The sequence below is a fragment of the Pseudomonas sp. LPB0260 genome, from assembly GCF_013388395.1.
Map to the genome: position 1 here is coordinate 2,025,933 of NZ_CP058247.1, position 25,818 is coordinate 2,051,750.

At 66.4% G+C, this 25,818-nt stretch carries 21 protein-coding genes and 1 pseudogene; 10 read left to right on the plus strand and 12 right to left on the minus strand.

The window, feature by feature from the left end:
- Positions 1 to 160: 160 nt before the first annotated feature.
- The 3 genes from LPB260_RS08885 to LPB260_RS08895 are packed head-to-tail and all read right to left on the minus strand — an operon-like array spanning position 161 to position 4,808.
- The gene (locus LPB260_RS08885) at positions 161 to 1,585 is read right to left on the minus strand and encodes a sigma-54 dependent transcriptional regulator (RefSeq protein ID WP_208708328.1); all 1,425 of its coding nucleotides are present in this window, start codon (positions 1,583 to 1,585) and stop codon (positions 161 to 163) included.
- Between the two features lie 34 nt (positions 1,586 to 1,619).
- Positions 1,620 to 4,574, minus strand: coding sequence for a sensor histidine kinase (locus LPB260_RS08890; RefSeq protein WP_208708329.1), 2,955 nt, complete (start codon positions 4,572 to 4,574; stop codon positions 1,620 to 1,622).
- A gap of 57 nt (positions 4,575 to 4,631) precedes the next feature.
- Positions 4,632 to 4,808, minus strand: a complete 177-nt coding sequence (locus LPB260_RS08895; RefSeq protein WP_208708330.1) for a hypothetical protein — start codon at positions 4,806 to 4,808, stop codon at positions 4,632 to 4,634.
- A 221-nt stretch (positions 4,809 to 5,029) separates the two neighbouring features.
- On the opposite strand from LPB260_RS08895, the gene LPB260_RS08900 reads away from it, so the two are divergent.
- The 3 genes from LPB260_RS08900 to LPB260_RS08910 are packed head-to-tail and all read left to right on the plus strand — an operon-like array spanning position 5,030 to position 11,746.
- The gene (locus tag LPB260_RS08900; protein ID WP_208708331.1) at positions 5,030 to 8,320 is read left to right on the plus strand and encodes a DUF2126 domain-containing protein; all 3,291 of its coding nucleotides are present in this window, start codon (positions 5,030 to 5,032) and stop codon (positions 8,318 to 8,320) included.
- Positions 8,321 to 8,345: 25 nt separating this feature from the next.
- A complete protein-coding gene (locus tag LPB260_RS08905; protein ID WP_208708332.1) occupies positions 8,346 to 10,838 on the plus strand; it encodes a circularly permuted type 2 ATP-grasp protein in 2,493 nt (830 codons plus the stop codon).
- Positions 10,835 to 11,746: a transglutaminase family protein gene (locus tag LPB260_RS08910; RefSeq protein WP_208708333.1), complete on the plus strand. Its 912-nt coding sequence runs from the start codon at positions 10,835 to 10,837 to the stop codon at positions 11,744 to 11,746. The genes LPB260_RS08905 and LPB260_RS08910 overlap by 4 nt, the downstream gene beginning before the upstream one ends.
- Before the next feature lie 6 nt (positions 11,747 to 11,752).
- Here LPB260_RS08910 and LPB260_RS08915 read toward each other — a convergent pair whose 3' ends face one another.
- From LPB260_RS08915 to LPB260_RS08930, 4 genes are all read right to left on the minus strand, one after another.
- On the minus strand, positions 11,753 to 12,340 hold the full coding sequence (locus LPB260_RS08915; RefSeq protein WP_208708334.1) for a TIGR00730 family Rossman fold protein: 588 nt from the start codon (positions 12,338 to 12,340) through the stop codon (positions 11,753 to 11,755).
- A 714-nt stretch (positions 12,341 to 13,054) separates the two neighbouring features.
- Complete coding sequence (locus LPB260_RS08920) at positions 13,055 to 13,966, minus strand: glycerophosphodiester phosphodiesterase (RefSeq protein WP_208708335.1); 912 nt, start codon at positions 13,964 to 13,966, stop codon at positions 13,055 to 13,057.
- Positions 13,967 to 14,170: 204 nt separating this feature from the next.
- Positions 14,171 to 14,548: an osmotically-inducible lipoprotein OsmE gene (gene osmE, locus LPB260_RS08925; protein ID WP_208708336.1), complete on the minus strand. Its 378-nt coding sequence runs from the start codon at positions 14,546 to 14,548 to the stop codon at positions 14,171 to 14,173.
- 162 nt (positions 14,549 to 14,710) lie between these two features.
- Positions 14,711 to 14,947: a hypothetical protein gene (locus LPB260_RS08930; protein ID WP_208708337.1), complete on the minus strand. Its 237-nt coding sequence runs from the start codon at positions 14,945 to 14,947 to the stop codon at positions 14,711 to 14,713.
- A 315-nt stretch (positions 14,948 to 15,262) separates the two neighbouring features.
- On the opposite strand from LPB260_RS08930, the gene LPB260_RS08935 reads away from it, so the two are divergent.
- The 6 genes from LPB260_RS08935 to LPB260_RS08960 all read left to right on the plus strand — a co-directional run bounded on the left by LPB260_RS08935 (position 15,263) and on the right by LPB260_RS08960 (position 22,457).
- Positions 15,263 to 15,769, plus strand: coding sequence for a TRAP transporter small permease subunit (locus tag LPB260_RS08935; protein WP_208708338.1), 507 nt, complete (start codon positions 15,263 to 15,265; stop codon positions 15,767 to 15,769).
- Complete coding sequence (locus LPB260_RS08940; protein WP_208708339.1) at positions 15,770 to 17,095, plus strand: TRAP transporter large permease subunit; 1,326 nt, start codon at positions 15,770 to 15,772, stop codon at positions 17,093 to 17,095. It begins immediately after the preceding gene.
- A 161-nt stretch (positions 17,096 to 17,256) separates the two neighbouring features.
- The gene (locus tag LPB260_RS08945; RefSeq protein WP_208708340.1) at positions 17,257 to 18,309 is read left to right on the plus strand and encodes a TRAP transporter substrate-binding protein; all 1,053 of its coding nucleotides are present in this window, start codon (positions 17,257 to 17,259) and stop codon (positions 18,307 to 18,309) included.
- Between the two features lie 153 nt (positions 18,310 to 18,462).
- Positions 18,463 to 19,836 carry a glutamine synthetase family protein gene (locus tag LPB260_RS08950; RefSeq protein ID WP_208708341.1) on the plus strand — a complete coding sequence of 458 codons (1,374 nt, stop codon included), beginning with the start codon at positions 18,463 to 18,465 and terminating at the stop codon, positions 19,834 to 19,836.
- A 54-nt stretch (positions 19,837 to 19,890) separates the two neighbouring features.
- Positions 19,891 to 21,279, plus strand: a complete 1,389-nt coding sequence (locus LPB260_RS08955) for an aldehyde dehydrogenase family protein (protein ID WP_208708342.1) — start codon at positions 19,891 to 19,893, stop codon at positions 21,277 to 21,279.
- Between the two features lie 8 nt (positions 21,280 to 21,287).
- A complete protein-coding gene (locus LPB260_RS08960) occupies positions 21,288 to 22,457 on the plus strand; it encodes an iron-containing alcohol dehydrogenase (protein ID WP_208708343.1) in 1,170 nt (389 codons plus the stop codon).
- 270 nt (positions 22,458 to 22,727) lie between these two features.
- On the opposite strand, the gene LPB260_RS08965 is transcribed toward LPB260_RS08960, so the two are convergent.
- The 5 genes from LPB260_RS08965 to LPB260_RS08985 all read right to left on the minus strand — a co-directional run bounded on the left by LPB260_RS08965 (position 22,728) and on the right by LPB260_RS08985 (position 25,341).
- Positions 22,728 to 23,069: a hypothetical protein gene (locus tag LPB260_RS08965; protein ID WP_208708344.1), complete on the minus strand. Its 342-nt coding sequence runs from the start codon at positions 23,067 to 23,069 to the stop codon at positions 22,728 to 22,730.
- Positions 23,070 to 23,322: 253 nt separating this feature from the next.
- A complete protein-coding gene (locus tag LPB260_RS08970; RefSeq protein WP_208708345.1) occupies positions 23,323 to 23,799 on the minus strand; it encodes a GNAT family N-acetyltransferase in 477 nt (158 codons plus the stop codon).
- 225 nt (positions 23,800 to 24,024) lie between these two features.
- On the minus strand, positions 24,025 to 24,243 hold the full coding sequence (locus LPB260_RS08975) for a DUF6500 family protein (protein WP_208708346.1): 219 nt from the start codon (positions 24,241 to 24,243) through the stop codon (positions 24,025 to 24,027).
- Positions 24,244 to 24,344: 101 nt separating this feature from the next.
- Positions 24,345 to 24,710, minus strand: a complete 366-nt coding sequence (locus LPB260_RS08980) for a cupin domain-containing protein (RefSeq protein ID WP_208708347.1) — start codon at positions 24,708 to 24,710, stop codon at positions 24,345 to 24,347.
- An 85-nt stretch (positions 24,711 to 24,795) separates the two neighbouring features.
- A complete protein-coding gene (locus tag LPB260_RS08985; protein WP_208708348.1) occupies positions 24,796 to 25,341 on the minus strand; it encodes a GrpB family protein in 546 nt (181 codons plus the stop codon).
- Between the two features lie 164 nt (positions 25,342 to 25,505).
- Here LPB260_RS08985 and LPB260_RS29010 point away from each other — a divergent pair.
- Positions 25,506 to 25,789, plus strand: a pseudogene (locus tag LPB260_RS29010) (IS110 family transposase); the annotation flags it as partial.
- Positions 25,790 to 25,818 lie beyond the last annotated feature (29 nt).

Here is a 25,818-nt window from a genome sequence, read left to right on the forward strand (position 1 = left end):
AATGTCTTTTAAAACAAGGGCTTGAGGATTTCTTGTGGTGCGAGACGGGGACAAAAAAGCCGGGCTGTCGTTACCGATAGACCCGGCTTCTGTTACGCGAGACTGATTGGGTAACAGCTCGGGGAACCTTTGCTCGGCGCACCTGTCGCGCCCTGAGCACTCAGGTCCCGGTCGCCGCCCCCGACTTGCGCCGCGGAATGCCCAGGCGCTGGCGCCGTTCCCACAGGCACTTGCGGCTGATACCGAGCTTGCGCGCCAGTTCGGTCTCGGTCATGTGGTCCTGGTGTTCCAGTACGAAGTGCTGGAAATAGTCTTCCAGTGACAGGTCTTCGGTGGGCTCCAGGCTGCTGTTGCTGGCCTGGGGCGCACCGCTGGAAGGGCCGTCGTCGTCTTCGTCGAGGTCGTCCAGCTCGATGTCGATGCCCAGCAGCTCGGCCGTGATGCTGCTGTTCTCGCAGAGGATCACCGCGCGCTCGATGGCGTTCTCCAGCTCGCGCACGTTGCCCGGCCAGGAGTAGTGACGGATCGCCTGCTCGGCGTCCTGGGCGAACTGCAGGTCGTCGCGGCCCATTCGGGTGCACTGGCGCAGCAGGAAGGCGCGGGCGATCTCCAGCACATCGTTGCCGCGTTCGCGCAGGGCGGGCAGCTTCAGGGCGATCACGTGCAGCCGGTAATAGAGGTCCTCGCGGAACTGGCCGATCTTGGCCAGGCCCTTCAGGTCGCGGTGGGTGGCGGCGATCAGGCGCACGTCGACCTTCTGCGACTGCACCGAGCCGACCCGGCGGATCTCGCCCTCCTGCAGCACCCGCAGCAGGCGGGCCTGGGCCTCGAGCGGCAACTCGCCGATCTCGTCGAGGAACAGGGTGCCGCCATCTGCCGCCTCGACCAGGCCGGCCCGGCTGGCGCTGGCGCCGGTGAACGCGCCTTTTTCATGGCCGAACAGCTCCGACTCGATCAGGGTTTCCGGGATGGCCGCGCAGTTGACCGAGATCAGTGGCGCCTTGGCGCGCTTGGACAGGTTGTGCAGGGCGCGGGCGACCAGCTCCTTGCCGGTGCCGGACTCGCCCTGGATCAGCACATTGGAGTCGGTCGGCGCGACCTTGCGGATCTTGTTGTACAGCTCCTGCATCGGCGCGCAGGAGCCGATGATGCCGATCTCGCCGTTGCCGCTGTCCTTGTCGCTGGCGGCCCGGCCGCTGCTGGCGGCGGGCTCGCCCGGGGCGCTCTTGGCCGTCTGTCGGTCGCGCAGGATGCGCGCCACGGCCTGGAGCATCTCGTCGTGGTCGAAGGGCTTGGCGATATAGTCGACCGCGCCCATCTTCATCGAGTCGACGGCCGAGCGCAGGCTGGCGTAGCTGGTCATGATCAGCACCGGGGTGCCCTCGGCCAGCTTGATCATCTCGGTACCCGGCGCGCCCGGCAGGCGCAGGTCGCTGACGATCAGGTCGAAGCCGGGGATGCTGTAGCGTTCCTGGGCTTCCTGTACCGAGCCGGCTTCGCTGACCTGGTACTGGTTGCGCTCGAGCAGGCGGCGCAGGGCAGAGCGGATAATGGTTTCGTCTTCGACGATCAAAATATGGGGCATTAATCTGTTCTCTCGACGGTCTCAGGTCGCAGGTTCAATTCGCTTTGGACGTCGCCTCGACATGCCGTGGCAAGGTCACCCGGATGCGGGTGCCGCGTTGGTGCTCGGGATCGGCCGGGCTGTCGATTGTTATCTGTCCATAATGCTCTTCCACGATGGAATAGACCAGCGCGAGGCCGAGCCCCGTGCCCTTGCCGACCTCCTTGGTGGTGAAGAAGGGCTCGAACAGGCGGTCCATGATCGCCTTGGGAATGCCGCTGCCCTCGTCTTCGACGATCAGGTCGACGGTGTGTTCGCTGGCCTCGCTCTTGACCCGGATGGCCGCGCCCTGGGGCGAGGCATCGCGCGCGTTGGACAGCAGGTTGATCAGCACCTGGGCGAGGCGCTGGGGGTCACCCTCGGCCCAGTGCTCCGGGTCGCACAGGTTGAAGAACTGCACCTCGGTGCCGAGCCGGTTGAGCGCCAGCAGGCCGATGGCGTCCTGCGCCACCTGGGCCAGGGACACCGGTTCGTCGGCCTGCTGGTGGCTGCCGGAGTGGGCGAAGCTCATCAGTGACTGGACGATGCGCGAGACCCGCTTGGTCTGTTCGAGGATCTGCCCGCTCAGCTCGACCATCTCCTCGTCCTGCTCGCGGTCCTCGCGCAGGTTCTGCGCCAGGCAGGCGATGCCGGTGATCGGGTTGCCGATCTCGTGGGCCACCCCGGCGGCCAGGCGACCGATGCTGGCCAGGCGCTCGGAGTGGACCAGCTTGTCTTCCAGCATCTGGGTTTCGGTGAGGTCCTCGACCAGCAGCACCAGGCCGCTGTTGCCCGGCGCCAGCGGCTCGTCGATCGCCGCCTTGTGCAGGTTGAGCCAGCGGGTCTCGCCATCCAGGTCCAGCTGCTGCTTGTGCAGGTGCTGGTCGGGCAGCTCGATGAAACCGCTGAGCAGGCCGTGCCAGGGCTCGCCGAGGGTCGCCAGGCGTGAGCCGACCACGCGCTGCGCGGGGATCTCGGTGAGTTCCTCCATGGCCTTGTTCCACATCAGGATTTCCTGGTCCTTGGCCAGCGAGCAGACGCCCATGGGCAGTTCCTGCAGGGTCTGGCGGTGGTAGCGGCGCAGGGTGTCGAGTTCGGCGGCCAGGCCGGTGAGGCGCGAGTGGTAGTCCTCCAGGCGGCTCTCGATGAAGTGGATGTCCTCGGTGACATAGGTTTCGCTGCCGGCCTTATAGGGCAGGAAGGTCTCGACGATGTCCTGGGCCACGCTTGGCCCCATCAGGCCGGACAGGTTGGCCTCGATGCGGTCGCGCAGGCGGCGCAGGGCATAGGGGCGGCCCTCGTCGAACGGCAGGTGCAGGTCGCGCAGGGCCTGCTCGACCTCGCGCTGGGCGGTCTTGGCACCCAGCGGCTTGGCCAGCTGGGCGGCGAATTCCTGGGGCGACAGGGCCAGCAGCTCGCGGCGTTGCGGGCGGCGCACGTTGTCCACCGCGCAGGCCTCGGCGGCGCTCTTCTCCTCGTCGCTGGCCTCGGTGAACAGCGAGACCAGGGTGAACACCAGCACGTTGGCCGCCAGCGAGCCGATCGCGGCGAAGTGCCAGCTGCTGTCGTCCAGCACGTAGACCAGGTTGAACATCGGCAGGTAGAAGCCCTGCAGGTTGCCGAGCATCGGCAGCAGCATGCCCACCACCCAGACGCCGATGCCGGCCAGCAGGCCGGCGATGAAGCCGCGGCGGTTGGCGGTCGGCCAGTACAGCACCGAGAGCACCCCGGGGAGGAACTGCAGGGTGGCGACGAAGGCGACGATGCCCAGGTTGGCCAGGTCCTGCTCGGCGCCGAGCAGGTGATAGAAACCGAAGCCGGCCATGATCACGGCGAAGATCAGCACCCGCCGGGTCCACTTCAGCCAGCGGTAGATGTTGCCTTCGGTCGGCGGCTGGTACAGCGGCAGCACCACATGGTTGAGGAGCATGCCGGACAGCGCCAGGGTGGTGACGATGATCAGCCCGCTGGAGGCCGACAGGCCGCCGACGTAGGCGATCAGCGCCAGGGTCTGGCTGTTCACCGCAATGCCCAGGCCGAGGGTGAAGTACTCCGGGTTGGTGGTGGCGCCCACGCGCAGGCCGGCCCAGAGGATCAGCGGCACCGCCAGGCTCATCAGCAGCAGGAACAGCGGCAGGCCCCAGCTGGCGCTGACCATGGCCCGCGGGTTGAGGTTCTCGGTGAAGGTCATGTGGTACATGTGCGGCATGACGATGGCCGAGGCGAAGAACACCAGCAGCAGGGTGCGCCAGGGGCCTTCCTGCAGCGGCGTGTGCAGGCTGGTCAGGGCGGCCTGGTTCTGCACCAGCCAGGTCTCCAGGGCCTGCGGCCCGTCGAACACCCCGTACAGGGCGTACAGGCCGATGATGGCCAGGGCGCCGAGCTTGACCACCGACTCGAAGGCGATGGCGAACACCAGCCCCTCGTGCTTCTCGCGGGTGGCGATATGGCGGGCGCCGAACAGGGTGGTGAAGAGGATGATCAGGCCGCAGAAGGCCAGGGCCACGCGGTCCTTCACCGGCTCCTGGGTGAGGATGCCGATCGAGTCGGCCACCGCCTGGATCTGCAGCGCCAGCAGTGGCAGCACGCCGATCAGCATGAACACCGTGCTCAGCGCGCCGGCCCAGGTGCTGCGAAAGCGGAAGGCGAACAGGTCGGCCAATGACGACAGCTGGTAGGTGCGGGTGATGCGCAGGATCGGGTAGAGCAGCACCGGCGCCAGGAGGAAGGCGCCGGACACCCCCAGGTAGCTGGCGAGAAAGCCGTAGCCGTACTGGTAGGCCAGGCCGACGGTGCCGTAGAAGGCCCAGGCGCTGGCATACACGCCGAGCGACAGGGTGTAGGTCAGGGGGTGGCGGATGATCCAGCGCGGGATCAGGCCGTGCTCGCTGACCCAGGCGACGCCGAACAGCACCAGCAGGTAGGCGGCGCTGATCAGGATCAGCTGGCTCAGGCTAAAACTCATCAGCATCGGTTCGGCTCGGCGAATAAGGAGTAAAGGGCGGTCGCTGCAGTTCGCCGCTGCGCATCAGAGCTCATCGGTGTCTCGCTGGCTCTGCAGGATGAAGGTCACCACGATCAGGATCAGCCACAACAGGTACGGCCGGTACCAGGCGCCGTTGGGGTCGGTCCACCAGTCCATGATGGCCGGGGAAAACAGGTAGATCCCCACAACCAGGATCAGAACCAATCGATAGATATACATGCGCAGCTCTTCTGGGATGTGGCGCGATGGTAACGGATGCGCGACGGCCTGCGTAGGGCGCCAGGGCGCACGGCCGGCCCGGGCTGCACGGAGATTGTGCAGCGTTGCCGGTCGCCTGGTGCTGCGCGCTGCCGGGTGGGAGGGGCTAGAGTCTCTATAGCAGAGCACTGGCACAAGACTTGCGCGGGATGCGTATCGCCCAGGCTCGCAGGAGGTTTACCGTGTCGATCCATATCGCCTTGCACCACGTCAGCCACTACCGCTACGACCGCGACGTCCAGCTCGGGCCGCAGATCGTGCGCCTGCGTCCGGCGCCCCACAGTCGCACTCGGGTGCTGTCCTACGGCCTGAAGGTCGAGCCGGGCGGGCACTTCATCAACTGGCAGCAGGACCCCCAGGGCAACTACCTGGCGCGCCTGGTGTTCCCGGAGAAGACCCGCGAGCTGAAGGTGGAGGTCGACCTGGTCGCCGAGATGGCGGTGTTCAACCCCTTCGACTTCTTCCTCGAACCCTATGCCGAACAGATCCCCTTCGCCTACACCGAGGGCGAGCGGCGCGAGCTGGCGCCCTATCTGGTGCAGCTGCCGGCGACGCCGCTGTTCGCCGAGTACCTGGCCGGCATCGACCTGACGCCGACGGCCAGCGTCGACTTCCTGGTGGCGATCAATCAGCGCCTGTCCTGCGACATCGCCTATTTGATCCGCCTGGAGCCGGGGGTGCAGACGCCCGAGGAAACCCTGGAGAACGGCTCGGGCTCCTGTCGCGACTCGGCCTGGCTGCTGGTGCAGCTGCTGCGTCACCTGGGCCTGGCCGCGCGTTTCGTCTCCGGCTACCTGATCCAGCTCACCGCCGACGTCAAGGCGCTGGACGGCCCGTCGGGCACCGAGGTGGACTTCACCGACCTGCACGCCTGGTGCGAGGTCTACCTGCCCGGCGCCGGCTGGATCGGCCTGGACCCGACCAGCGGCCTGTTCGCCGGCGAGGGCCACATTCCCCTGGCCTGCAGCCCGGAACCGTCGTCGGCGGCGCCGATCAGTGGCGGGGTGGACGAGAGCGAGTGCGAGTTCTCCCATGAGATGCGCATCGAACGCATCTGGGAGGCGCCGCGGGTCACCCGGCCCTACAGCGAGGCGCAATGGCTGGCGATCGACGCCCTCGGACGGCGCGTCGACGAGGACCTGCAGCGCGACGACGTGCGCCTGACCATGGGCGGCGAGCCGACCTTCGTCGCCCTCGACTACCCGGACGAGGAGGAGTGGAACACCGCCGCCCTTGGCCCGCACAAGCGGCGCCTGGCCGCCGAGCTGTTCCATCGCCTGCGTGCCCACTACGCGCCGAAGGGGCTGGTGCACTTCGGCCAGGGTAAGTGGTACCCGGGCGAGCAACTGCCGCGCTGGTCGCTGAACTGCTACTGGCGCCGCGATGGCGAGCCGCTGTGGCACGAGCCGCTGCTGTATGCCGACGAGCAGAGCGACTACGGCGCCGACGCCGACCTGGCCGCGCGCTTTCTCGCCGCGCTGGCGCCGCGCCTGGGGCTGAGCGGCGAGCACTGCTTCGCCGCCTACGAGGACTTCCTCTATTACCTGTGGCGCGAACGCAAGCTGCCGAGCAACGTCAGCCCGGAGGATTCGCGGCTGAGCGACCCGCTGGAGCGCGAGCGCCTGTGCAAGGTGTTCGAGCAGGGCCTGGGCAAGGTGGTCGGGCATATCCTGCCGCTGGCCCGCAGCGCCAGCGAAGACGCCTGGCAGAGCAGCGCCTGGTTCCTGCGCGACGAGCGCTGCCGGCTGCTGCCGGGCGACTCGCCGCTGGGCTACCGCCTGCCGCTGGAGTCGCAGCCCTGGGTCAGGGAGGCCGATTATCCCTATGTCAACCCGGTGGATCCGTCCCAGCTGCTGGCGCCACTCCCGCCGGCAGGGCAGATCGCCCGCCAGTTGCGCGGCGGCATGCCGGCGAGCCCGAACACGACGAGCGAGCGCCCGCGCCGCGGGCAGTCGGCCGACCGCGTGGTGCGCACCGCGCTGTGCGCCGAGCCGCGGGAAGGGCGCCTGTATCTGTTCATGCCGCCGCTGAGTCGCCTGGAAGACTACCTGGAGCTGGTCGCGGCCATCGAGGCCACCGCAGTCGAGCTGGACTGCCCGGTGCTGCTCGAAGGCTACGAGCCGCCCCAGGACCCGCGCCTGCAGTTTTTCCGGGTCACCCCGGACCCGGGGGTGATCGAGGTGAACATCCACCCGGCCGCCAGTTGGCCGGAGCTGGTCGAGCGCACCGAGTTCCTCTACGCGGCGGCGCGCCAGTCACGCCTGTCCAGCGAGAAGTTCATGATCGATGGCCGTCACACCGGCACCGGCGGCGGCAACCATTTCGTCCTCGGCGGCGCGACCCCGGCCGACTCGCCCTTCCTGCGCCGCCCCGATCTGTTGCGCAGCCTGATCAGCTACTGGCACAACCACCCGTCGCTGTCCTACCTGTTCTCCGGCCTGTTCATCGGCCCGACCTCCCAGGCGCCGCGGGTCGACGAGGCGCGCAACGATTCGCTCTACGAGCTGGAGATCGCCTTCGCGCAGATCCCCGAGCCGGGGCAGCCTTGCCAGCCGTGGCTGATCGACCGCCTGCTGCGCCACCTGCTGGTGGACGTGACCGGCAACACCCACCGGGCCGAGTTCTGCATCGACAAGCTGTATTCGCCGGACTCGGCCACCGGCCGCCTCGGTCTGCTCGAGCTGCGCGCCTTCGAGATGCCGCCCCACGGGGAAATGAGCCTGGCCCAGCAGTTGCTGCTGCGCGCCCTGATCGCGCGCTTCTGGCAGCAGCCCTACGCACCGGCGCGGCTGGTGCGCTGGGGTACCGAGCTGCACGACCGCTACCTGCTGCCGCATTTCGTCGAGCAGGACTTCGCCGATGTGATGCAGGAGCTCTATGCCTTCGGCTATCCGCTGCGGGCCGAGTGGTTCGCCCCGCACTTCGAGTTCCGCTTTCCCAAGGTCGGTGACTTCAACGTCAAGGGCATCGAGCTGGAGCTGCGCCAGGCCCTGGAGCCCTGGCACGTGCTGGGCGAGGAGGGTGCCACCGGCGGCACCGTGCGTTACGTCGACTCGTCCCTGGAGCGCCTGCAGGTCAAGGTCGACGGCATGCCGGCCGACCGCTATGTGCTGACCTGCAATGGCGTGCCGGTGCCGCTGCAGCCCACCGGTACGGTCGGCGAGTTCGTCGGTGGCGTGCGCTTCCGTGCCTGGCAGCCGGCCTCCTGCCTGCAGCCGAATATCGGCGTGCATGCGCCCCTGGTGTTCGACCTGATCGACAGCTGGATGAACCGTTCCCTGGGCGGTTGCCAGTATCATGTCGCCCATCCCGGCGGGCGCAACTACGAAAGCCTGCCGGTCAATGCCTACGAGGCGGAGAGTCGGCGCCTGGCGCGCTTCTTCCGGCTCGGTCACAGCCCAGGCCTGCGTGAGGTGGGCCCACTGCAGATTAACCCCGAGCTGCCGATGACCCTGGACCTGCGTCGTCATTAGACGGCCACCTTTTCTCGAGTGACTCATGCCCGACCTGCTAGCCGACTACCCGCTGAGCGATGCGGCCTACCACGAACTGGTGGATGCCAAGGGGCGGGTGCGGCCGCACTGGCGCCGCCTGTTCGAGCGCCTGCAGGGCGCCAGCCCCGAGCAGTTGGCCCAGCGCCAGGCCCTGGTGGCCCGGCAGATCCAGGAAAACGGCGTGACCTACAACGTCTACGCCGACCCCGAAGGCGCCGACCGGCCCTGGGAGCTGGACCTGCTGCCGAACCTGATTCCCGCCGATGAGTGGCGCCAGATCGCCGCCGGCGTGGCCCAGCGGGCGAAGCTGCTCGACGCCGTGCTGGCCGATATCTACGGGCCGCAGCAGCTGATCGCCGATGGCCTGCTGCCGGCCGAGCTGGTATTCGGTCATAACAACTTCCTCTGGCCGTGCCAGGGCGTGAGGCCGGCGGGCGACACCTTCCTGCACCTGTATGCGGTGGACCTGGCCCGCGCGCCGGATGGCCGCTGGTGGGTCACCGACGACCGCACCCAGGCGCCGTCCGGTGCCGGCTACGCCCTTGAGAACCGGCAGATCGTCTCGCGCACCTTGCCCGAGCTGTACCGCGAGCTGAACGTGCAGTACCTCGGCGGCTTCTTCCGCACCCTGCAGGAGACCCTGGCGCGCCAGGCCCCGGCCGACGGCGAGACGCCCCTGGTGGTGCTGCTGACGTCCGGGCGCTTCAACGAGAGCTACTTCGAACACCTGTATCTGGCCCGCCAGCTCGGCTACCCGCTGGTCGAGGGCAGCGACCTGACGGTGCGCGACGCCACCCTGTACCTGAAAACCCTGGCCGGCCTGCGCCGCGTGCACGCGGTACTGCGCCGGATGGACGACGACTTCTGCGACCCGCTGGAGCTGCGCGCCGATTCCGCCCTCGGGGTGCCCGGCCTGCTCGAGGCGGTGCGTCGCGGCCGGGTGCTGATCGCCAATGCACTGGGCAGCGGGGTGCTGGAGTCGCCGGGGCTGCCCGGTTTTCTCCCGGCCATCGCCGAGAAAGTGCTCGGCGAGAAGCTGCTGCTGCCGAGCATCGCCAGCTGGTGGTGCGGCGAGGCGCCCGTGCTCCAACAGGCCCTGAAGAAACTGCCGGAGCTGCTGGTGCGCCCCAGCTTCCCCTCGCAGAGCTTTCCCCCGGTATTGGCCCGCGACCTCGACGAGGCCCAGCGCTCGGCGCTGGCCGAGCGCCTGCGGGCGCGGCCCTATGCCTATGTCGCCCAGGCCCGCCCGCAACTGTCCCAGGCGCCGGTATGGCTGGGCGAGGCGGATGGCTTGCAGTCCCGGGCCATCGGCATGCGGGTGTTCGCCGTGGCCAGCGCCGAGGGCTACCGGGTGATGCCCGGCGGTCTGACCCGGGTGGCCGCCGCGGCCGATGCCGAAGCGGTGTCGATGCAGAGCGGCGGGGCGAGCAAGGACACCTGGGTGCTCGGCGAGCGTCATCCCGGCGGCGAGCCCTGGCAGTGGTGGCGCGCCCTCGGCGTGGCCGACCTGGTGCGCAGCGACCCCTTCCTGCCGTCGCGGGTGGTGGAGAACCTGTTCTGGTTCGGCCGCTACAGCTCGCGCTGCGAGGATGGCGCGCGCCTGCTGCGCATCATGCTGGCGCGCTATGTCGACGATGACGACGATCCCCAGGCCCTGGAGAGCGCCCTGGCCCTGGGCGAAAGCCTCGGCCTGCTGCCGGAGGCGGCCAGCGGCGAGCTGGAGCAGCGTCTGCTGCAGGCGCTGCTCGGCGCCGACTGGCCGGCCAGCCTGCGGACCAACCTGCAGCGCCTGCAATGGACCGCCGGCAGCGTGCGCGGCAAGCTGTCCCAGGGCAACTGGCAACTGCTGCTGGAGCTGCAGCGCGAGGCCCATCGGCTGGATGCCGAGGCCGCGGACTTCGGCGAACTGCTGGATTACCTCGACGGCCTGCTGATCTCCCTGGCGGCGCTGTCCGGCTTCGCCCTGGACGACATGACCCGCGACGATGGCTGGCGTTTCCTGCTGGTCGGGCGCAGCATCGAGCGCCTGCACTTCATGGCCGAGAGTGTCGCCGCCTTCCTGCGCAGCGATGCGGTCGGCGACTCGTCGGCCCTGGCCTGGCTGCTGGAGCTGGGCAACAGCAGCATCACCTACCGCACCCGCTACCTGGCCTCGGCGCAACTCATCCCGGTGCTCGACCTGCTGCTGCTGGATGAGCAGAATCCCCATGCCGTGCTGTTCCAGCTGCGCACCCTGCTGCGCGCGCTGGGCCGTCTCGGCGAACGCTACGAGCTGCCGGACGAGGTGCCCTTGCGCCAGCTGGAGCAGCAGCTCAGCGACTTCAGCCTGGCCAGCCTGGAGAACCCGCTGTTCGGCCCGAGCAGCGTCAAGGCGGTGCTGCTGGGCCTGGCCGATCTGCTGGAGCGCATCGCCGGGGCCGGCGAAGATGCCTCCGAACACCTCGGTCTACGCTTCTTCGTGCACGTCGACCCCAGCCAGCGGACCCAGTCGACATGAACAGCGCGGCCTATCAGATCATCCACGACACCCACTACCGCTACTCGGCGCCGGTCTCCCTGGCCCAGCAGCTGGCGCACCTGTGGCCGCGGCCCTGCGCCTGGCAGCGCTGCGACGAGCGCGAGCTGCAGGTCAGCCCGCGGCCCTGCCAGCGCCGCGACGAACTGGACGTGTTCGGCAACCCGCTGACCCGACTGGTGTTCGAGCGCCCCCATGATGCCCTGGTGGTCGGCGCGCGCCTGCGCATCGAGGTATTGGCCCGGCCAGCGCTGGCGCTGACGGACTCGCCGCCCTGGGAGAGCATCAGCGGCGCGCTCAGCTACAGCGGTCGTGCGCTCTCGCCGGCCTTGCTGGATGCCGCCCGCTACCGCTTCGAGTCGCCCTATGTGCGCCTCAAGCAGGCCTTCGTCGATTACGCCGACGACTGTTTTCCGGCCCGCCGGCCGCTGCTCCTGGCGGTGCAGGCGCTGATGGGCAAGATCTTCGAGGAGTTCACCTTCGATGCCGTGGCCACCCAGGTGGCCACGCCGCTGCTGCAGGTGCTGGAGGAACGCCGCGGCGTGTGCCAGGACTTCGCCCACCTGATGCTCGCCTGCCTGCGCTCCCGTGGCCTGGCCGCGCGCTACGTCAGCGGCTACCTGCTGACCCAGCCGCCGCCCGGCCAGCCACGGCTGATCGGCGCCGACGCCTCGCACGCCTGGATCTCGGTGTATTGCCCGCGCCAGGGCTGGGTGGACTTCGATCCGACCAACAATATCCGGCCGGCGCTGGAGCACATCACCCTGGCCTGGGGCCGCGACTTCGCCGACGTCTCGCCGCTGCGCGGGGTGATCCTCGGCGGCGGCAGCCACGACCCCGAGGTGCAGGTCACCGTGCTGCCGGTGGCCGAGGCGGTGGCGCCGAGCTGAGGCTACTCAGTCGGGCTTGCGATCGACCCACTTCGGCGCCGCATTCGGCTGCCACTGGCGCAGCGCCTGCAGCAGTTCACTGGGAGACTCGCCGAGCTGCAACATGGCGCGGTGCTGGGAGCGGACGAAGCGCTCGGTCACCAGGTGGTCGAGAAAGTCGCCGAGCTTGGTGTAGAAACCTGCGACGTCCAGCAGGCCCAGGGGCTTGCTGTGGTAGCCGAGCTGGCCCCAGGTCCACACTTCGAACAGCTCCTCCAGGGTGCCGAGGCCGCCGGGCAGGGCGATGAAGGCGTCGCTGAGCTCGGCCATCCGCGCCTTGCGCGCGTGCATGCCGTCCACCACCTCCAGGCGGGTCAGGCCCTGGTGGCCAATCTCCGCGCGCTCCAGGCTCTGCGGAATGATGCCGACGACTTCGCCGCCGGCGGCCATCGCCGCGTCCGCCACTACCCCCATCAGACCGACCGCGCCGCCGCCATAGACCAGGCGCAGGCCCTGTTCGGCCAGGTGCCGGCCGAGGTGCTCCGCCGCCTGGCGATAGATCGGCTGGGCACCGGGGCTGGCACCGCAGAATACGCAGATTGAGCGCAAGGTCATGCTCGACTCCTTAGGGCAATGATGCCTTCAGGGTAACGAGTCAGGCCGGCACGACCAAGGGCGGTTTGGCGCTATTCGTGGCTGCTGCCGCTGGCGCCCGAGGCGTAGGCGGCGAGCAGGCTGTGGATCAGGTCGTTGAGTGGCATGGGCGTTCTCCTTGAGGGCTGCGGATGAGGCTAGGCCAAGACGCTGCCAGCGGCTGGTTGATTGTCTCGATCAGGGCAATAGGCGGTCGCGGACAGTTGCCCACAGAGCCTGTGGATCAGCCTGTGGGTAAGCTGGTGGCAGAGTTGCCAAGGCCTCGATGCACGGCCCTTGCGGGGAATTGCATGTTTTTTGAGCTGCGGAGTTTTTCCAGTAAATACAGCGACTTGGGCTTGACGAGAGTGGATGGAAGCGGTGCGGATAAGTTGTCCACCACTGCTGTGGGTAGCCCTGTTGATAACTGTCGGGTAAGTGAGGCCGGGCCAGGCAGTGCATGGCCTGGCGGCCGTTGTGCGTTTTATGATCAGGCGTCGGGCGGGCGTGGGGGAGGCGCTTGTCCGCCCTGTAGTCAAGCAAAAAATCTAAATTTATCAGCAGGTTGTAAAAGGCTTATGGAACTTATCCAGTCTGCCTGTGGAACGAGCTGTGGATAAGCTGCGGGTGATTGGCGCCAGCCCCGATAGCGCTAGGCGGGGCCGGCGCTGGCTGTTTTTTGAGCGGCTGACGCGGCTAGTCGCTCAGCGAGCTGATCCGGGTCGAGCGGCCGAGCAGCTGCAGGGCGCGTTCCGGATGGTCGGTGATCAGCCCCCGGGCACCGAGGTCGAGCAGCCGGCGCATCGCCGGCTGTTCGTTGATGGTCCACAGCAGCACGTCGAGGCCGCAGTCGCGGGCGGTCCGCAGCAGGCTGGCACTGGCGATCGGTACGCCGCTGTGGCGCTCGGGGATCTGCAGCGCCTGGTAGGAGGGCGACAGCAGGCCGCCCAGGCCCAGCCAGTCGAGCGTCACCAGCAGCCGTACCGAGCCGGGGCCGGCGGAGGTGGCGACGCCTGGGCACTGCTCACGGAACAGTTGCAGGCTGCGCTCGTGGAAACTGCCGACCAGCACCCGCTCGCGCTGACCGCTGGCCTCCAGCAGCTGGCACAGACGGGCCTCGAGACCAACGTCCGGCGCCTTGATCTCGATCACCTTGGGCATGTCCGGCAGGCGCTCGAGCACCTCGGCGAGGCTCGGAATGCGAATGCCCTGGCCGCGGTAGGGGTAGCTCTGGCCGCCGTCGGCAGTCCAGTGGTAGCCGGCATCCAGGGCCTGCAGCTGCTCCAGGCTGCGTGCCGCCACCGGCCCCTGGCCGTCGGTGGTGCGCTCTAGGCGGCTGTCGTGGATCACCACCGGTTCGCCGTCGCTGGACAGGTGCAGGTCCATCTCCAGCATGTCCACGCCCAGGGCGCTGGCGCGTTCGAAGGCGAACAGGCTGTTCTCCGGCCACAGGCCCATGCCGCCGCGGTGGGCGATCACCAGCGGGCGCTCACCGAAGGTGGCCAGCACCGCCGGCGGCGAAGCCGGGCGACTGGTCTGGGCCAGCGCCAGCAGGGCGATGGCGGTCAGCAGCAAGGGGGCGAGGAGAAAGCGGGCGAGGCGCGGCATGGACCCTTCCGGTGCAGTCGATTGAGGCAGCAGAGCTGCGACTATGGCAAAGCTGGCGCAGATCGGCGAGGGCTCGATTGCGACCACCGGCACAGTCCGGGCATTGGCCGCCCAGGTGCCAGCGTGGTGGCCTGGCGCGCCCGGATTGACCCGCCCCGCCAGCTGTACTCTTACTGCTCAGACGAGCCGCCTTGGCCGCGCCGCTCAGTAGCCGCCGCCTCCGCCGCCGATCCCGTAGGGGGCGCGAGCTCGGGCGCGGGCGTTGCTTTCCATCTGTTCGCAGGTGGTGAAGCCCTTGCCGTCGACCCGCTCGGCCGAGTCGAGGCTGATGTGGTAGGCCTGGGGCTGGCCGTCGCGGGTGAGGATGTAGTCGAGACAGCTGCCCGGGCTGACGCTGCGCGGCATCTCGCCGGATGGCGGGCCGCCGATCTCCAGGACCTGCTGCTTGGTCATGTCGAGTTCGACCTTGGCCACCAGGGGTTCGTCGCGATAGCTCAGGTAGGCGGTGGGACTGCCCAGCGAACCGGCGCAGCCGGCCAGTGTGCACAGGAGCAGGCTGGCGCCCAGCGTGTGCTTGTTCATGGATACCTCCGTGAGGACGCCAGAAGCGGGGCGCCGGAGCGCCCCGCTGTGTTGCCGCTGGTCAGTGACTGCGCGCGTGGTGATGGCGCCTATGGATTTATCTTAGTTGATCGGGCGATTGCGCCGATCACTGCGCTATTACTGCCGGGCGCCGCCCTGCGTTCAGCCCTGGCCGTGCTGCTCCAGCAGACGCTCGGCGCCGCCTTCGGCCAGGCGCAGTCCCTGCTGTCCGGGGGTGCGTTCGGCACCGCCTTCGGCGACGTGGCGGTCCTGCGGGCGCACGTTTTGTTGGCTGTCCTTGAGCTCGCCGAGCAACGGCTGGGGGATCTGGCTCGGCAGGGCCAGGGCGTTGGTGGCGAACAGGCCGAGGGCCAGGGCAAGGATCGATGGGTAGTTCATGATGGCTCCTCCGGTTGGAGAACAAGGGTTACGGAGGGCCATGCTAGGGGCTTGCCGACGCCGGCAGAAGTTGAGCGCTTCGATAGTGTCCATCGATGTTGGTGATGCGCTGGATTGTCGGTTTTGTCGGCGCTATTCGCCGATTTTGCCTGATATTTCTCGACTTTTTTCGGCGCCTTGGCAGACGTGGTCGGCCGCGTAGCCACCTCCGCACGGTGATCACAGAGCGCCCAGCAGGCGCGCGATCCGGGCAAGTTGGCATTGTGAAATCTTCGGCTAGGCTGACGGGATAACAACTATTTCGTAGAGAACTGCATGCCAAGGGCCATACGGGTTTTCGTGCGCGGGGTGGATGCGATGAACCGGGTCATAGGCCGGTTCGCCATGTACCTGATATTCGCCATGCTGGCGGTGCTGCTCTACTCCTCGGTCAGCAAGACCTTCGCCGATCCGGCGATCTGGACCCTGGAAACCGCGCAATTCCTGATGGTCGCCTACTTCCTCCTCGGCGGCGGCTATTCCATGCAACTGGATGCCCATGTGCGCATGGACCTGTTCTACAGTCGCTGGTCGCCACGCACCAGCGCGATCATGGATGCACTCACCGTCGGCTTCCTGATCTTCTACCTGATCTTCCTGCTCTACGGCGGCATCTCCTCGACCCAGTACGCCCTGCAGTACGGCGAGACCAGCTACTCGGCCTGGTCGCCGCCCATGGCGCCGATCAAGATCATCATGACCCTCGGGGTGGCGCTGATGCTGCTGCAGAGCATCGCCACCTTCTTCAAGGATGTCGCCACGGCGCGTGGGGAGACGCTCTAAATGAGTTACGAGCTCATCGCCCTGTTGATGTTCTCCTCGATGATGTTGCTGTTGCTCACCGGCAAGCGGGTGTTCGGCGCCATCGGTTTCGTCGCGGTCGGCGCCGCCCTGCTGCTGTGGGGCGACGGCGGCTCGGAAATCGCCTTCAGCGCCGCCATGAAGCTGATGAAGTGGTATCCGCTGCTGACCCTGCCGATGTTCGTCTACATGGGCTACATGCTCTCCGAGTCCGGCCTGGCCGAAGACCTCTACCGCATGTTCCACGTGTGGATGGGGCCACTGCACGGCGGCCTAGCGATCGGCACCATCGGCCTGATGGTGGCGATCTCGGCGATGAACGGGCTGAGCGTCGCCGGCATGGCCATCGGCGCCAGTATCGCCCTGCCGGAATTGCTGCGCCGCGGCTACGACAAGATCATGGTCACCGGGGTGATCCAGGCCGGCAGCTCCCTGGGCATCCTGATTCCGCCCAGCGTGGTGCTGGTGCTGTACGGCATGATCGCCCGTCAGCCGGTCGGCCAGCTGTGGCTGGCCGGGGTCTTTCCGGGGCTGATGATGGCCGGGCTGTTCATCCTCTATATCGTCATCCGCTGTCGCCTGCAGCCCAACCTGGGGCCGGCCCTGGCCGAGGAGGAGCGCGAGCAGATCGGCTGGGGCGAGAAGCTGCGCCTGCTCAAGGCCGGCATCGCCCCGCTGTTCATCTTCTTCTGCATGACCGGGCTGTTCCTGATGGGCGTCACCAGCCTGGTGGAGAGCTCGGCGGTGGGCGCCGCGGCCGCCACCTTCACGGCCCTGGTCAAGGGCCGGCTGAACGCCAAGGTGATGGAGGAAACCCTGCGCAAGACCCTCGGCATCAGCTGCATGTTCATGTGGATCATCCTCGCCGCCCTGTGCTTCGGCGCGGTGTTCGACGGCCTCGGCGCGGTCAATGCGATCGAGGCCTTCTTCGTCGACCGCCTGAACCTGGGGCCCTGGGAGATCCTCATCATGATGCAGCTGTCGTTCATCCTGATGGGCATGTTCCTCGACGACACCGCCATGCTGGTGATCGTCGCGCCGCTCTACGTGCCCCTGGTCGGCGCCCTGGGCTTCGACCTGATCTGGTACGGCGTGCTCTACACCATCACCTGCCAGATCGCCTACATGACCCCGCCCTTCGGCTACAACCTGTTCCTCATGCGCGCCATGGCGCCGCCGGAGGTGACCCTGCGCGACATCTACGTCTCGGTCACGCCCTTCGTGCTGATCATGGTCCTGGCCCTGGTGCTGGTGATGGTCTTTCCACAGATCGCCCTGTGGCTGCCGCAGTGGCACTACGCGCGATGAACCATGTAATTCAGGAGCGGCCGGTCGACCTCGACAGAGGGCCGGCGCAGGCGCCATGAGGGGGATTGAGCCTACCTGAACACGCTGCACCGACCTTGCCGGGTCGCAGTGGTGCTATGCGGTTGTATGACATCTGGATCGACACTATTGGAGATAACAGCATGAGTACGAGACGCAAGTTCCTCAAGACCGCCGCGGTCACCACCGGCGCGGTGGGCGCTTCGGCCCTGGGCTCGGCGCACATCTACGCCGCCGAGCCGAAGAAGATCACCTGGCGCCTGCAGACATACGCCGGCCCGGCCCTTGCCGAGCACGTGATCAAGCCGTCCATCGACGCCTTCAACCTGGCTGCCAACGGGCAGATGGAAATCCAGCTGTACTACGCCGACCAGCTGGTGCCCACCGGCGAGCTGTTCCGCGCCATGCAGCGCGGCACCATCGACGCGGTGCAGAGCGACGACGACTCGATCGCCGCACCGGTGGACGTCTCGGTGTTCGGCGGCTATTTCCCCTTCGCCACCCGCTACAGCCTGGACGTGCCGGTGCTGTTCGAGAAGTACGGCCTGCGGCAGATATGGGAGGAGGCCTACGGCGAGGTCGAGGGCGTCACCTGGCTCGGCGCCGGGGCCTGGGACCCCTGCCATTTCGCCACGGTCGAACCGATCCGCAGCCTGGCCGACCTCAAGGGCAAGCGCATCTTCACCTTCCCCACCGCCGGCAAGTTCCTCTCGCGCTTCGGCGTGATCCCGGTGACGCTGCCCTGGGAGGATGTCGAGGTGGCGGTGCAGACCGGCGAGCTGGACGGCATCACCTGGTCGGGCATCACCGAGGACTACACCGTCGGCTGGGCCGACGTTACCAAGTACTTCCTCACCAACAACATCTCCGGCGCCTGGATCGGCTCCTATTTCGCCAACTCGGAGAAGTGGGCCGAGGTGCCCGAGCACCTCAAGACCCTGTTCAAGCTGTGTATGGACAGCTCCCACTACTACCGCCAGCACTGGTACTGGGGCGGCGAGGCGCAGCTGCGGGTGGAGGGCGGCAAGCTGCAGCTGACCACCATTCCCGATGCCGAGTGGAAGACCGTCGAGGAGGAGGCGCACAAGTTCTGGGACGAGATCGCCAAGACCAGCCCGCGCAGCGCCAAGGTGGTGGAGATCTTCAAGAAGTACAACGCCCTGATGGCCAAGGCTGGGCCACCCTACCGTTACTGACACTGACTGCCTGCGCTGCCGGGCGCAGGCCGGTGCCCGTGCCCGGTTGCGTCTGCGCCGGCGCGGGCGCCGTGCGTTTTGCGGCCGGTCGCTGGCAGCGAAGCAGAACCACCGACAGGGGACGTCGGCCATAACAACAGACAGGGGGCGAGTATGCTCAAACCGCGAGAAGTGAAGACCATTGAGGACGCCAAGCGTATCGTCGAGGAGCGCGGGCTCAGCCATATCAAAGTAGGGGTGTTCGATAACGATGGGGTGATGCGCGGCAAGTACCTGAGCCGCAGCAAGTTTTTCTCGGCGCTGGACTCGGGCTTCGCCTTTTGCGACGTGGTCCTGGGCTGGGACGTCAAGGACCAGCTGTACGACAACGCCAGCTACACCGGCTGGCACACCGGCTACCCGGACGCGCCGGTGCGGGTGCTGCCGCACACCTGCCGGGACATTCCCTTCGAGAACGGCATGCTGCTGTTCATCTGCGAGTTCGACCAGCAGGCCGAGGCCGTCTGTCCGCGCGGCACCCTGCGCCGGGTGGTCAAGCGCTGCCAGGAAATGGGCTTCGACCCCTTCGCGGCGCTGGAGTACGAATTCTTCATGTTCGACGAGACCCCGGAGTCGGCGCGGGAGAAGGGCTTTCGCAACCTCAAGCCGTTCACCCCGGACTGGTTCGGCTACTCGACCATCCGCAACTCGGTGCATGCCGAGCTGTACCACGAGATCCTCGAACTGGCCGAGCAGATGGACTTTCCCATCGAAGGCCTGCACACCGAGACCGGCCCCGGCGTGCTCGAGGCGGCCATCGCCTATGACCATGCCGAGGCCGCGGCCGACAAGGGCGCGCTGTTCAAGACCTTCATGAAGGTGCTGGCCCAGCGCAACGGCCTGATGGCCACCTTCATGGCCAAGTGGTCGGGCAAGTACCCGGGGCAGAGCGGGCATATCCACGTCTCCCTGCGCGACCGCAGCAGCGGCAAGTCGGCGTTCCACGACCCCAGCCAGCCGCACAACATGAGCGCGCTGCAGCGTCACTTCCTCGCCGGCCAGCAGCGCCTGATGCCGGAGTTCCTGTGCATGGTGGCGCCGACGCTGAACAGCTACCGGCGCCTGATCCCCGGTTTCTGGGCGCCGACCGATGCCACCTGGGGCGTGGAGAACCGCACGGCGGCGCTGCGCGTGATCCCCGGCAGCGACAAGTCGCAACGCCAGGAATATCGCCTGGGCGCGGCGGACGGCAATCCCTTCCTGGCGCTGTCGGTGGCCATCGGCTCGGGGCTGTACGGGGTGATGCAGCAGTGGCAGCCGACCGAGCCGGTGTCCGGCAACGCCTATGCGCAGAAACATCCGCCGGAGCTGGCGCTGCCGCGCACCCTGTGGGACGCGGCGCAGCGCCTGCGCGCCTCCACCGCCGCGCGCGAGCTGTTCGGCGACCCGTTCGTCGAGCATTTCGCCGCCAGCCGCGAATGGGAGGAACGTGAATACCGTCGGCATGTCAGCGATTGGGAGCTCGATCGCTACTTCGAAATCATCTGATTGCCGGGGGCGGCACGCTGTCGCCGCGCCCCTGTCCCGTTCTGGAGTGTCGCAATGAGCAAGTTGCAGTGCATATCACCGATCGACGGCTCGCTGTACGTCGAGCGTGAACTGGCTTCGCCCGAGCAGATCGCCGTGGCCCTGGCCAAGGCCGAGCAGGCCCAGCGGATGTGGAAAGACACCCCCCTGAGCGAGCGGGTCGCCATCGGCCGCAAGGCCATCGCCGCCTTCGCCGCCAAGGAAACCCAGCTGGCTGAGGAGCTGTGCTGGATGATGGGCCGGCCGATTCGCTACACCGCCGGGGAGATCCGCGGTTTCGTCGAGCGCGCCAGCCATATGGCGGACATCGCCGAGAGCGCCCTGGCCGACATCCGCCTACCGGACAAGCCCGGCTTCACCCGCTTTATCCGTCGCGAGCCGCTGGGCGTGGCGCTGGTCATCGCGCCGTGGAACTACCCCTACCTGACCGCGGTGAACGCGGTGATGCCGGCGCTGCTGGCCGGCAACGCGGTGCTGCTCAAACACTCGGCGCAGACCCCGCTGTGTGCCGAGCGCATGGTCGCGGCCTTCGCCGAGGCCGGGCTGCCGGACGGGGTGTTCCAGTACCTGCACCTCAGTCACGCCGATACCGAGCAGCTGATCAAGGCACCGGCGGTGCGCTACGTGGCCTTCACCGGCTCGGTGCCGGGCGGCGCCATGGTCGAGCAGGCGGCCGCCGGGCGCTTCATCGGCACCGGACTGGAGCTGGGCGGCAAGGACCCGGCCTACGTGCGCGCCGATGCCGACCTGGCCCACGCGGTGGAGACCAGCATCGACGGTGCCTTCTTCAACTCCGGGCAATCGTGTTGCGGCATCGAGCGCATCTACGTGCACGAGTCGCTGTACGACGCCTTCGTCGAGCAGGCGGTGGCGCTGGTGCGCCAGTACAGGCTGGGCCGCTCCGACGACCCCGAGACCACTCTCGGCCCGCTGGTGCGCGCCGAGGCCGCCGACTTCGTCCGGGGCCAGATCGACGAGGCGGTGGCCCAGGGCGCGACCGCCCATATTGACCCGGCCGACTTTCCCCAGGACCTGCGCGGCACGCCCTACCTGGCGCCCCAGGTGCTCACCGGCGTGCACCACGGCATGCGGGTGATGACCGAGGAGTCCTTCGGTCCGGTGGTCGGCATCCAGAAGGTCAGCGGCGATGACGAGGCGCTGGTGCTGATGAACGACAGCGAGTTCGGCCTCACCGCCGCCATCTTCAGCCGCGACGTCGAGGCCGCCCAGGCCCTGGCCGAGCGGGTCGAGGCCGGCACCGTGTTCCTCAACCGCTGCGACTACCTCGACCCGGCGCTGGCCTGGACCGGGGTCAAGCACTCCGGCCGCGGCTGCACCCTGTCGAGCATCGGTTACGAGCAGCTGACCCGGCCGAAATCCTTCCACTTCAAGACTCAGCTGTGAGGCGCCCCATGGACCTGAAGCAATACCGGATGAACTGGAACTACCCCACCGCGGTGCGCGTCGGCGCCGGGCGCATCACCGAGTTGCCGGCGGCCTGTCGTGAGCTGGGCATGCAGGCACCGCTGCTGGTCACCGACCCCGGCCTGGCGGCGCTGTCGGTGATCGACGACGCCCTGCTGCAGTGCCGCGACGACGGCCTCAAGGCCGGGCTGTTCTCGGCGATCAAGGGCAACCCCACCGGCCAGAACGTGATGGACGGCGTGGCGGCCTTCAAGGCCGGCGGGCATGACGGCGTGGTCGCCTTCGGCGGCGGCTCGGCGCTGGACGCCGGCAAGGCCATCGCCCTGATGGTCGGCCAGGATCGCCCCTTGTGGGACTTCGAGGACGTCGGCGACAACTACCTGCGGGTCAATGTCGCCGACATGGCGCCGGTGGTGGCGGTGCCGACCACCGCCGGCACTGGCTCGGAAGTCGGCCGCGCCTCGGTGATCACCGATGAGGCGGCGCAGATCAAGCGCATCATCTTCCACGCGCGCATGCTCCCGGCCCTGGTCATCCTCGACCCGCAACTGACCATCGGCCTGCCGGCCAAGGTCACCGCCGCCACCGGCATGGACGCCCTGTCGCATAACCTGGAGGCCTACTGCTCGCCGCTGTTCCACCCGATGGCCGAGGGCATCGCCCTGGAGGGCATGCGCCTGATCCAGCACTTCCTGCCGCGGGCCGTGGCCCACGGCGCGGACGTCGAGGCGCGGTTGCAGATGCTGGTGGCCTCCAGCATGGGCGCCACCGCCTTCCAGCGCGGCCTGGGCGCCATGCATGCCCTGGCCCATCCGCTCGGCGCGCTGTACGACGCCCACCACGGCCTGCTCAACGCGGTGCTGATGCCCTACGTGCTGCAGGCCAACCAGGAGCGCATCGGTCCGCAGATGTACCGCCTGGCGCGCTACCTCAACCTGGCCAAGCCGGGGTTCGATGGCGTGCTCGACTGGGTGCTGGAGCTGCGCAGCGAGGTGGGCATCCCCCACAGCCTCGGCGAGATCGGCATCGACGACAACCGCATCGAGCAGGTCGGGAAGATGGCCGAGGTCGATCCGTCGGCGGGCACCAACCCGATCGCCTTCAGCGCGGCGCAATACAGCCAGCTGTTCGAGAAGGCGCTGCGCGGGACGTTGTAGCGCGTCGGGGGAGTGTGTCCAGGCGGGGCATCGTGCTGCGCCTGGCGCGTCGAAGGTTGGCTCAAGCGCCACATCGCGCTGCGTTTGGTTCGTCGAGCAGGGCGTGCGCAGCGCCATCCCTGTGCCTGGTCTGGCTGCACGGACGATAGGCTCGTCATGCTGATAGAGCCCGGGACTGGGCGGATATACGAATGCCACTGCGCGGAGATCAGGCTCGAGAAACGATCACGCACTATAGGTAAGAACAGCCCATGTCGATTGCTGACCCACCTACTGGGAGATAAGAGAAAGTAGGCTTTCTTGCAGGGAGCCGGCATGTTCCGTGCCTGACTCATCAGTGAGCGAGAAAGCAACAAAACGCCCCCCAATCGGTGTGACGCCATCAATTGCGCTGCATAGGGTTAAAAGGGCGTCAGTTGACGCGATGCGTGCAAAAGATAAAAGTATTTCTTGCTGGTGCGGCTTAAGTTCACGAGCCAAACCAATGATGGCTTGCCACTCTTCGTTCCTCACGGAGGCCAAATCTTGGGTAGTGAGCATGCTTCTGTAGAACGATAGATTGTCTTCACATGCCTCTTTCACGAGGGCTTTGCACAGGCTCGATGTTTTCATGGCTTAGCTCTGGCACTAGGTTAAAGGTGTGGCCGCGATACTTGGACATCCAAGTGAGCGAAATCAACGAATTGAACCGCGAGTTAGGCGCAGCTAAGACAATACGGTAGTTGCAGCAACGGGAAAGCGAAAGACCGACGCTGCTGAAGCAACGAATCTATTGGGTAGGCTATTTGTCGTGGTACCGGGCGTGGGTTCACCCCCCTTCGCAGGCGCGAGTGACGGCAGTTACTAACAGGCGCCCGGTGAATGTTCAGTCATCCTTGTGGTCCGTTGGTGAACAGAGTGACTTTCCCATGAACACACTCAGTGGATGTTCCGGATAGGCGCCGAACGCCCCCCGTCGCATGTAGCCGTGTCTCCCGTAGAACCGCAGCGCCTCTGGCTGATACGGGCCCGTTTCAAGCATGAGCTCTCGGCAGCCTGACTTGTAGGCACCCGCTTCCAGGGCGGCGATGACGTGCCGCGCCACGCCCATATTCCGCGCTTCCGGCCGCACATACATGCGCTTGACCTCGCCGTAGAGGTCGTTAAGCACAACAGCGCCGCACCCGAGGGCTGCGCGCTGTTCATTCCGGGCTACGACAAACAGTACATTGGGCTTGGATAGCGACGTGAGGTCGAGCGCATACCGCGCTTCCGCCGGGTACAAAGAGTCCTGATAGGCATCGAGCTCTGCGATGAGCGCGATGACATCTGTTTGATTGGGCGATTCTTGTTCTACACGCATGATCGACTTCCGATGCCTGGCGTTAGATTAAGGGGCGGGCTTTGGCCCGATCCGAGTGAGTGAAGCGAAGGATCTGAACGCCGGAGCGGGCACATCTCGCGCCACGCTTCTATCACCCACAGCGGTGCTGGTTGAGCTGGCCAAGTCCATGTACCGAGTCGCCGAGAGTTTCCGTGTCGGAGGGGGCAGCGTAAGACCAGATGCTCTGGTTATGGACTGAATACATCAGAGCCCGGATTCAGCCATCAGCCTTATTTTTGTGGCTTTCTCGAAGTGATCCAGTTTGTGGGTTTGTATCCACCATGTTGCAGCCTCCATGAGTCGTTCTGGATCGTCATTTTTATTGGCAAAGAACGCATAAAAAGAAACGCCAACCGAGTCGCCCTTGGCAAGTATTTTCTTGGTGCACACGCTGACTATTTTTTCTCTTAGGTCCTGCCGCATTAATCTGCACTCTCCGTTGTCTGGCGTTTAGGTTGAGAGGCAGGCGTTAGCCTGCTCCTGTGGGTGAGACGAGCGATCTCCGTCGTGTTGACTGTTTTGTTTCATATCCACACATCATTCGTGGCGGTGCGATCGCTGGCTGCATGGCCAGTGTTGAGTACCCCGCGGGGCTCGATTAGTAGAACCTTTGCTTCATCTTTCGCGAAAGGTTTGTGCTCCTTGCCCTTCGGTACGACGTACATCTCGCCTTTCGACAGGTTTACATGTCCATCACGAAAATCAATTCGTAGTTTTCCGTCTAGTACAATAAAGGTTTCGTCTGTGTCCTTGTGTTCGTGCCAGACAAAGTCACCTTTGATTTTAACTAATTTGAACTGGTAGTCATTCATCTCTGCGATGACTTTGGGTGCCCATTGCTCGTCAAAGAGAGCAAGTTTTCTTTCAAGGTTTAGTGCCTCATATTCCATTGAGTGCTTCCTCTAGGTAACCGCTTGGTTAAAGTCCTTTCTTCGCCCGTCCTGTGTAAGCGCAGCGTGCGGCCTGCGCGGCTTGTTAGACCTCATTGCCCTGGCCGCGCCGGCAGTGAGTGAGTACCGCCTGTATGAAGGGTGCTTTGGCCGCTGTGTACGCTTCGCGGTCAGTGCGATGCTGAACGGCAAGCTGTAGTTTCAAGGCGGCGTACTGCGCAGCGAGCTTAGGGTTTGAGCGCAAGGTGTCGCGGAAGGCCAGTCGATCAAGCCACGTCGGGCTGTTATATACCAAGATATGCAGGTGATGCGTCCGTAAGTCAGGGGAGGGTTTGCAGAACCAGTGCATGTCCTCGGGCTTATACGGGTAATGCTGATAGGCCAGATGGCGCAATGCTTCAATGGCTCCGCGGGACTCTGCCAGCGACCTGACAGGCGCAGCAATGTCGATGATCGGTTTGGCAACCAAGCCAGGCACTGAAGTGCTGCCGACGTGCTCGATGGGGCCAACAAGCCACGGCTCAAGAACCTCGGCCAGTAACGCCTGCTCCTCTGCGAAAATTCGCGGCCAAGCAGGGTCGTATACGCGTATTTCTATCGGGGCGTCTTCAGTTGCAGCGAAGGTTCGCATGGCTTCTTCTGTGGTCCGTACCTGGATTAAAGGTTTAGCTCTGGCCGGCCCCTCCGGAGTGAGGCCCTCACCTGCACTACAGGCCGAATATACGAATACAACCGCGCAGACGACGCGCCACTCTTCTATCGACAGAGTGCGGCTGACTGTGCGCAGGGAGAGTGCTGAAGAAACGCATAGCAGTTGATCTGGTCAAGTCCGTTTACCAAGTTGCCGAGCGTGTCCGTGTCGGCGGGGTGAGTCAGCGTAGGCGGCTGAGTCGTGGGGTGCTCGGGCGATGTATACAGGAGCGAGCCGAGCCGGTCGAGTGGCTAATGGGGACCTGCGCTACGGCAAACTATTGAGGGGGTGGGGGCACCGGGTGAAGCGGCTGCATGCGTACCCTGTGCGGGACTGCCGGCGGGGCAACCAGGCCGAGCGCAGCGAATGCGAGGCCGACCTCGAGGCCGGCGTTGCCAGGGTTTCCTCCGATGCCGG

Bases quoted from the DNA above. Each gene is read 5' to 3' on its own strand.
- LPB260_RS08885 (WP_208708328.1), bottom strand. From the start codon at position 1,585: ATGCCCCATATTTTGATCGTCGAAGACGAAACCATTATCCGCTCTGCC.
- LPB260_RS08890 (WP_208708329.1), bottom strand. From the start codon at position 4,574: ATGCTGATGAGTTTTAGCCTGAGCCAGCTGATCCTGATCAGCGCCGCC.
- LPB260_RS08895 (WP_208708330.1), bottom strand. From the start codon at position 4,808: ATGTATATCTATCGATTGGTTCTGATCCTGGTTGTGGGGATCTACCTG.
- LPB260_RS08905 (WP_208708332.1), top strand. From the start codon at position 8,346: ATGCCCGACCTGCTAGCCGACTACCCGCTGAGCGATGCGGCCTACCAC.
- LPB260_RS08910 (WP_208708333.1), top strand. From the start codon at position 10,835: ATGAACAGCGCGGCCTATCAGATCATCCACGACACCCACTACCGCTAC.
- LPB260_RS08915 (WP_208708334.1), bottom strand. From the start codon at position 12,340: ATGACCTTGCGCTCAATCTGCGTATTCTGCGGTGCCAGCCCCGGTGCC.
- LPB260_RS08920 (WP_208708335.1), bottom strand. From the start codon at position 13,966: ATGCCGCGCCTCGCCCGCTTTCTCCTCGCCCCCTTGCTGCTGACCGCC.
- osmE (WP_208708336.1), bottom strand. From the start codon at position 14,548: ATGAACAAGCACACGCTGGGCGCCAGCCTGCTCCTGTGCACACTGGCC.
- LPB260_RS08930 (WP_208708337.1), bottom strand. From the start codon at position 14,947: ATGAACTACCCATCGATCCTTGCCCTGGCCCTCGGCCTGTTCGCCACC.
- LPB260_RS08935 (WP_208708338.1), top strand. From the start codon at position 15,263: ATGCCAAGGGCCATACGGGTTTTCGTGCGCGGGGTGGATGCGATGAAC.
- LPB260_RS08940 (WP_208708339.1), top strand. From the start codon at position 15,770: ATGAGTTACGAGCTCATCGCCCTGTTGATGTTCTCCTCGATGATGTTG.
- LPB260_RS08945 (WP_208708340.1), top strand. From the start codon at position 17,257: ATGAGTACGAGACGCAAGTTCCTCAAGACCGCCGCGGTCACCACCGGC.
- LPB260_RS08950 (WP_208708341.1), top strand. From the start codon at position 18,463: ATGCTCAAACCGCGAGAAGTGAAGACCATTGAGGACGCCAAGCGTATC.
- LPB260_RS08955 (WP_208708342.1), top strand. From the start codon at position 19,891: ATGAGCAAGTTGCAGTGCATATCACCGATCGACGGCTCGCTGTACGTC.
- LPB260_RS08960 (WP_208708343.1), top strand. From the start codon at position 21,288: ATGGACCTGAAGCAATACCGGATGAACTGGAACTACCCCACCGCGGTG.
- LPB260_RS08965 (WP_208708344.1), bottom strand. From the start codon at position 23,069: ATGAAAACATCGAGCCTGTGCAAAGCCCTCGTGAAAGAGGCATGTGAA.
- LPB260_RS08970 (WP_208708345.1), bottom strand. From the start codon at position 23,799: ATGCGTGTAGAACAAGAATCGCCCAATCAAACAGATGTCATCGCGCTC.
- LPB260_RS08975 (WP_208708346.1), bottom strand. From the start codon at position 24,243: ATGCGGCAGGACCTAAGAGAAAAAATAGTCAGCGTGTGCACCAAGAAA.
- LPB260_RS08980 (WP_208708347.1), bottom strand. From the start codon at position 24,710: ATGGAATATGAGGCACTAAACCTTGAAAGAAAACTTGCTCTCTTTGAC.
- LPB260_RS08985 (WP_208708348.1), bottom strand. From the start codon at position 25,341: ATGCGAACCTTCGCTGCAACTGAAGACGCCCCGATAGAAATACGCGTA.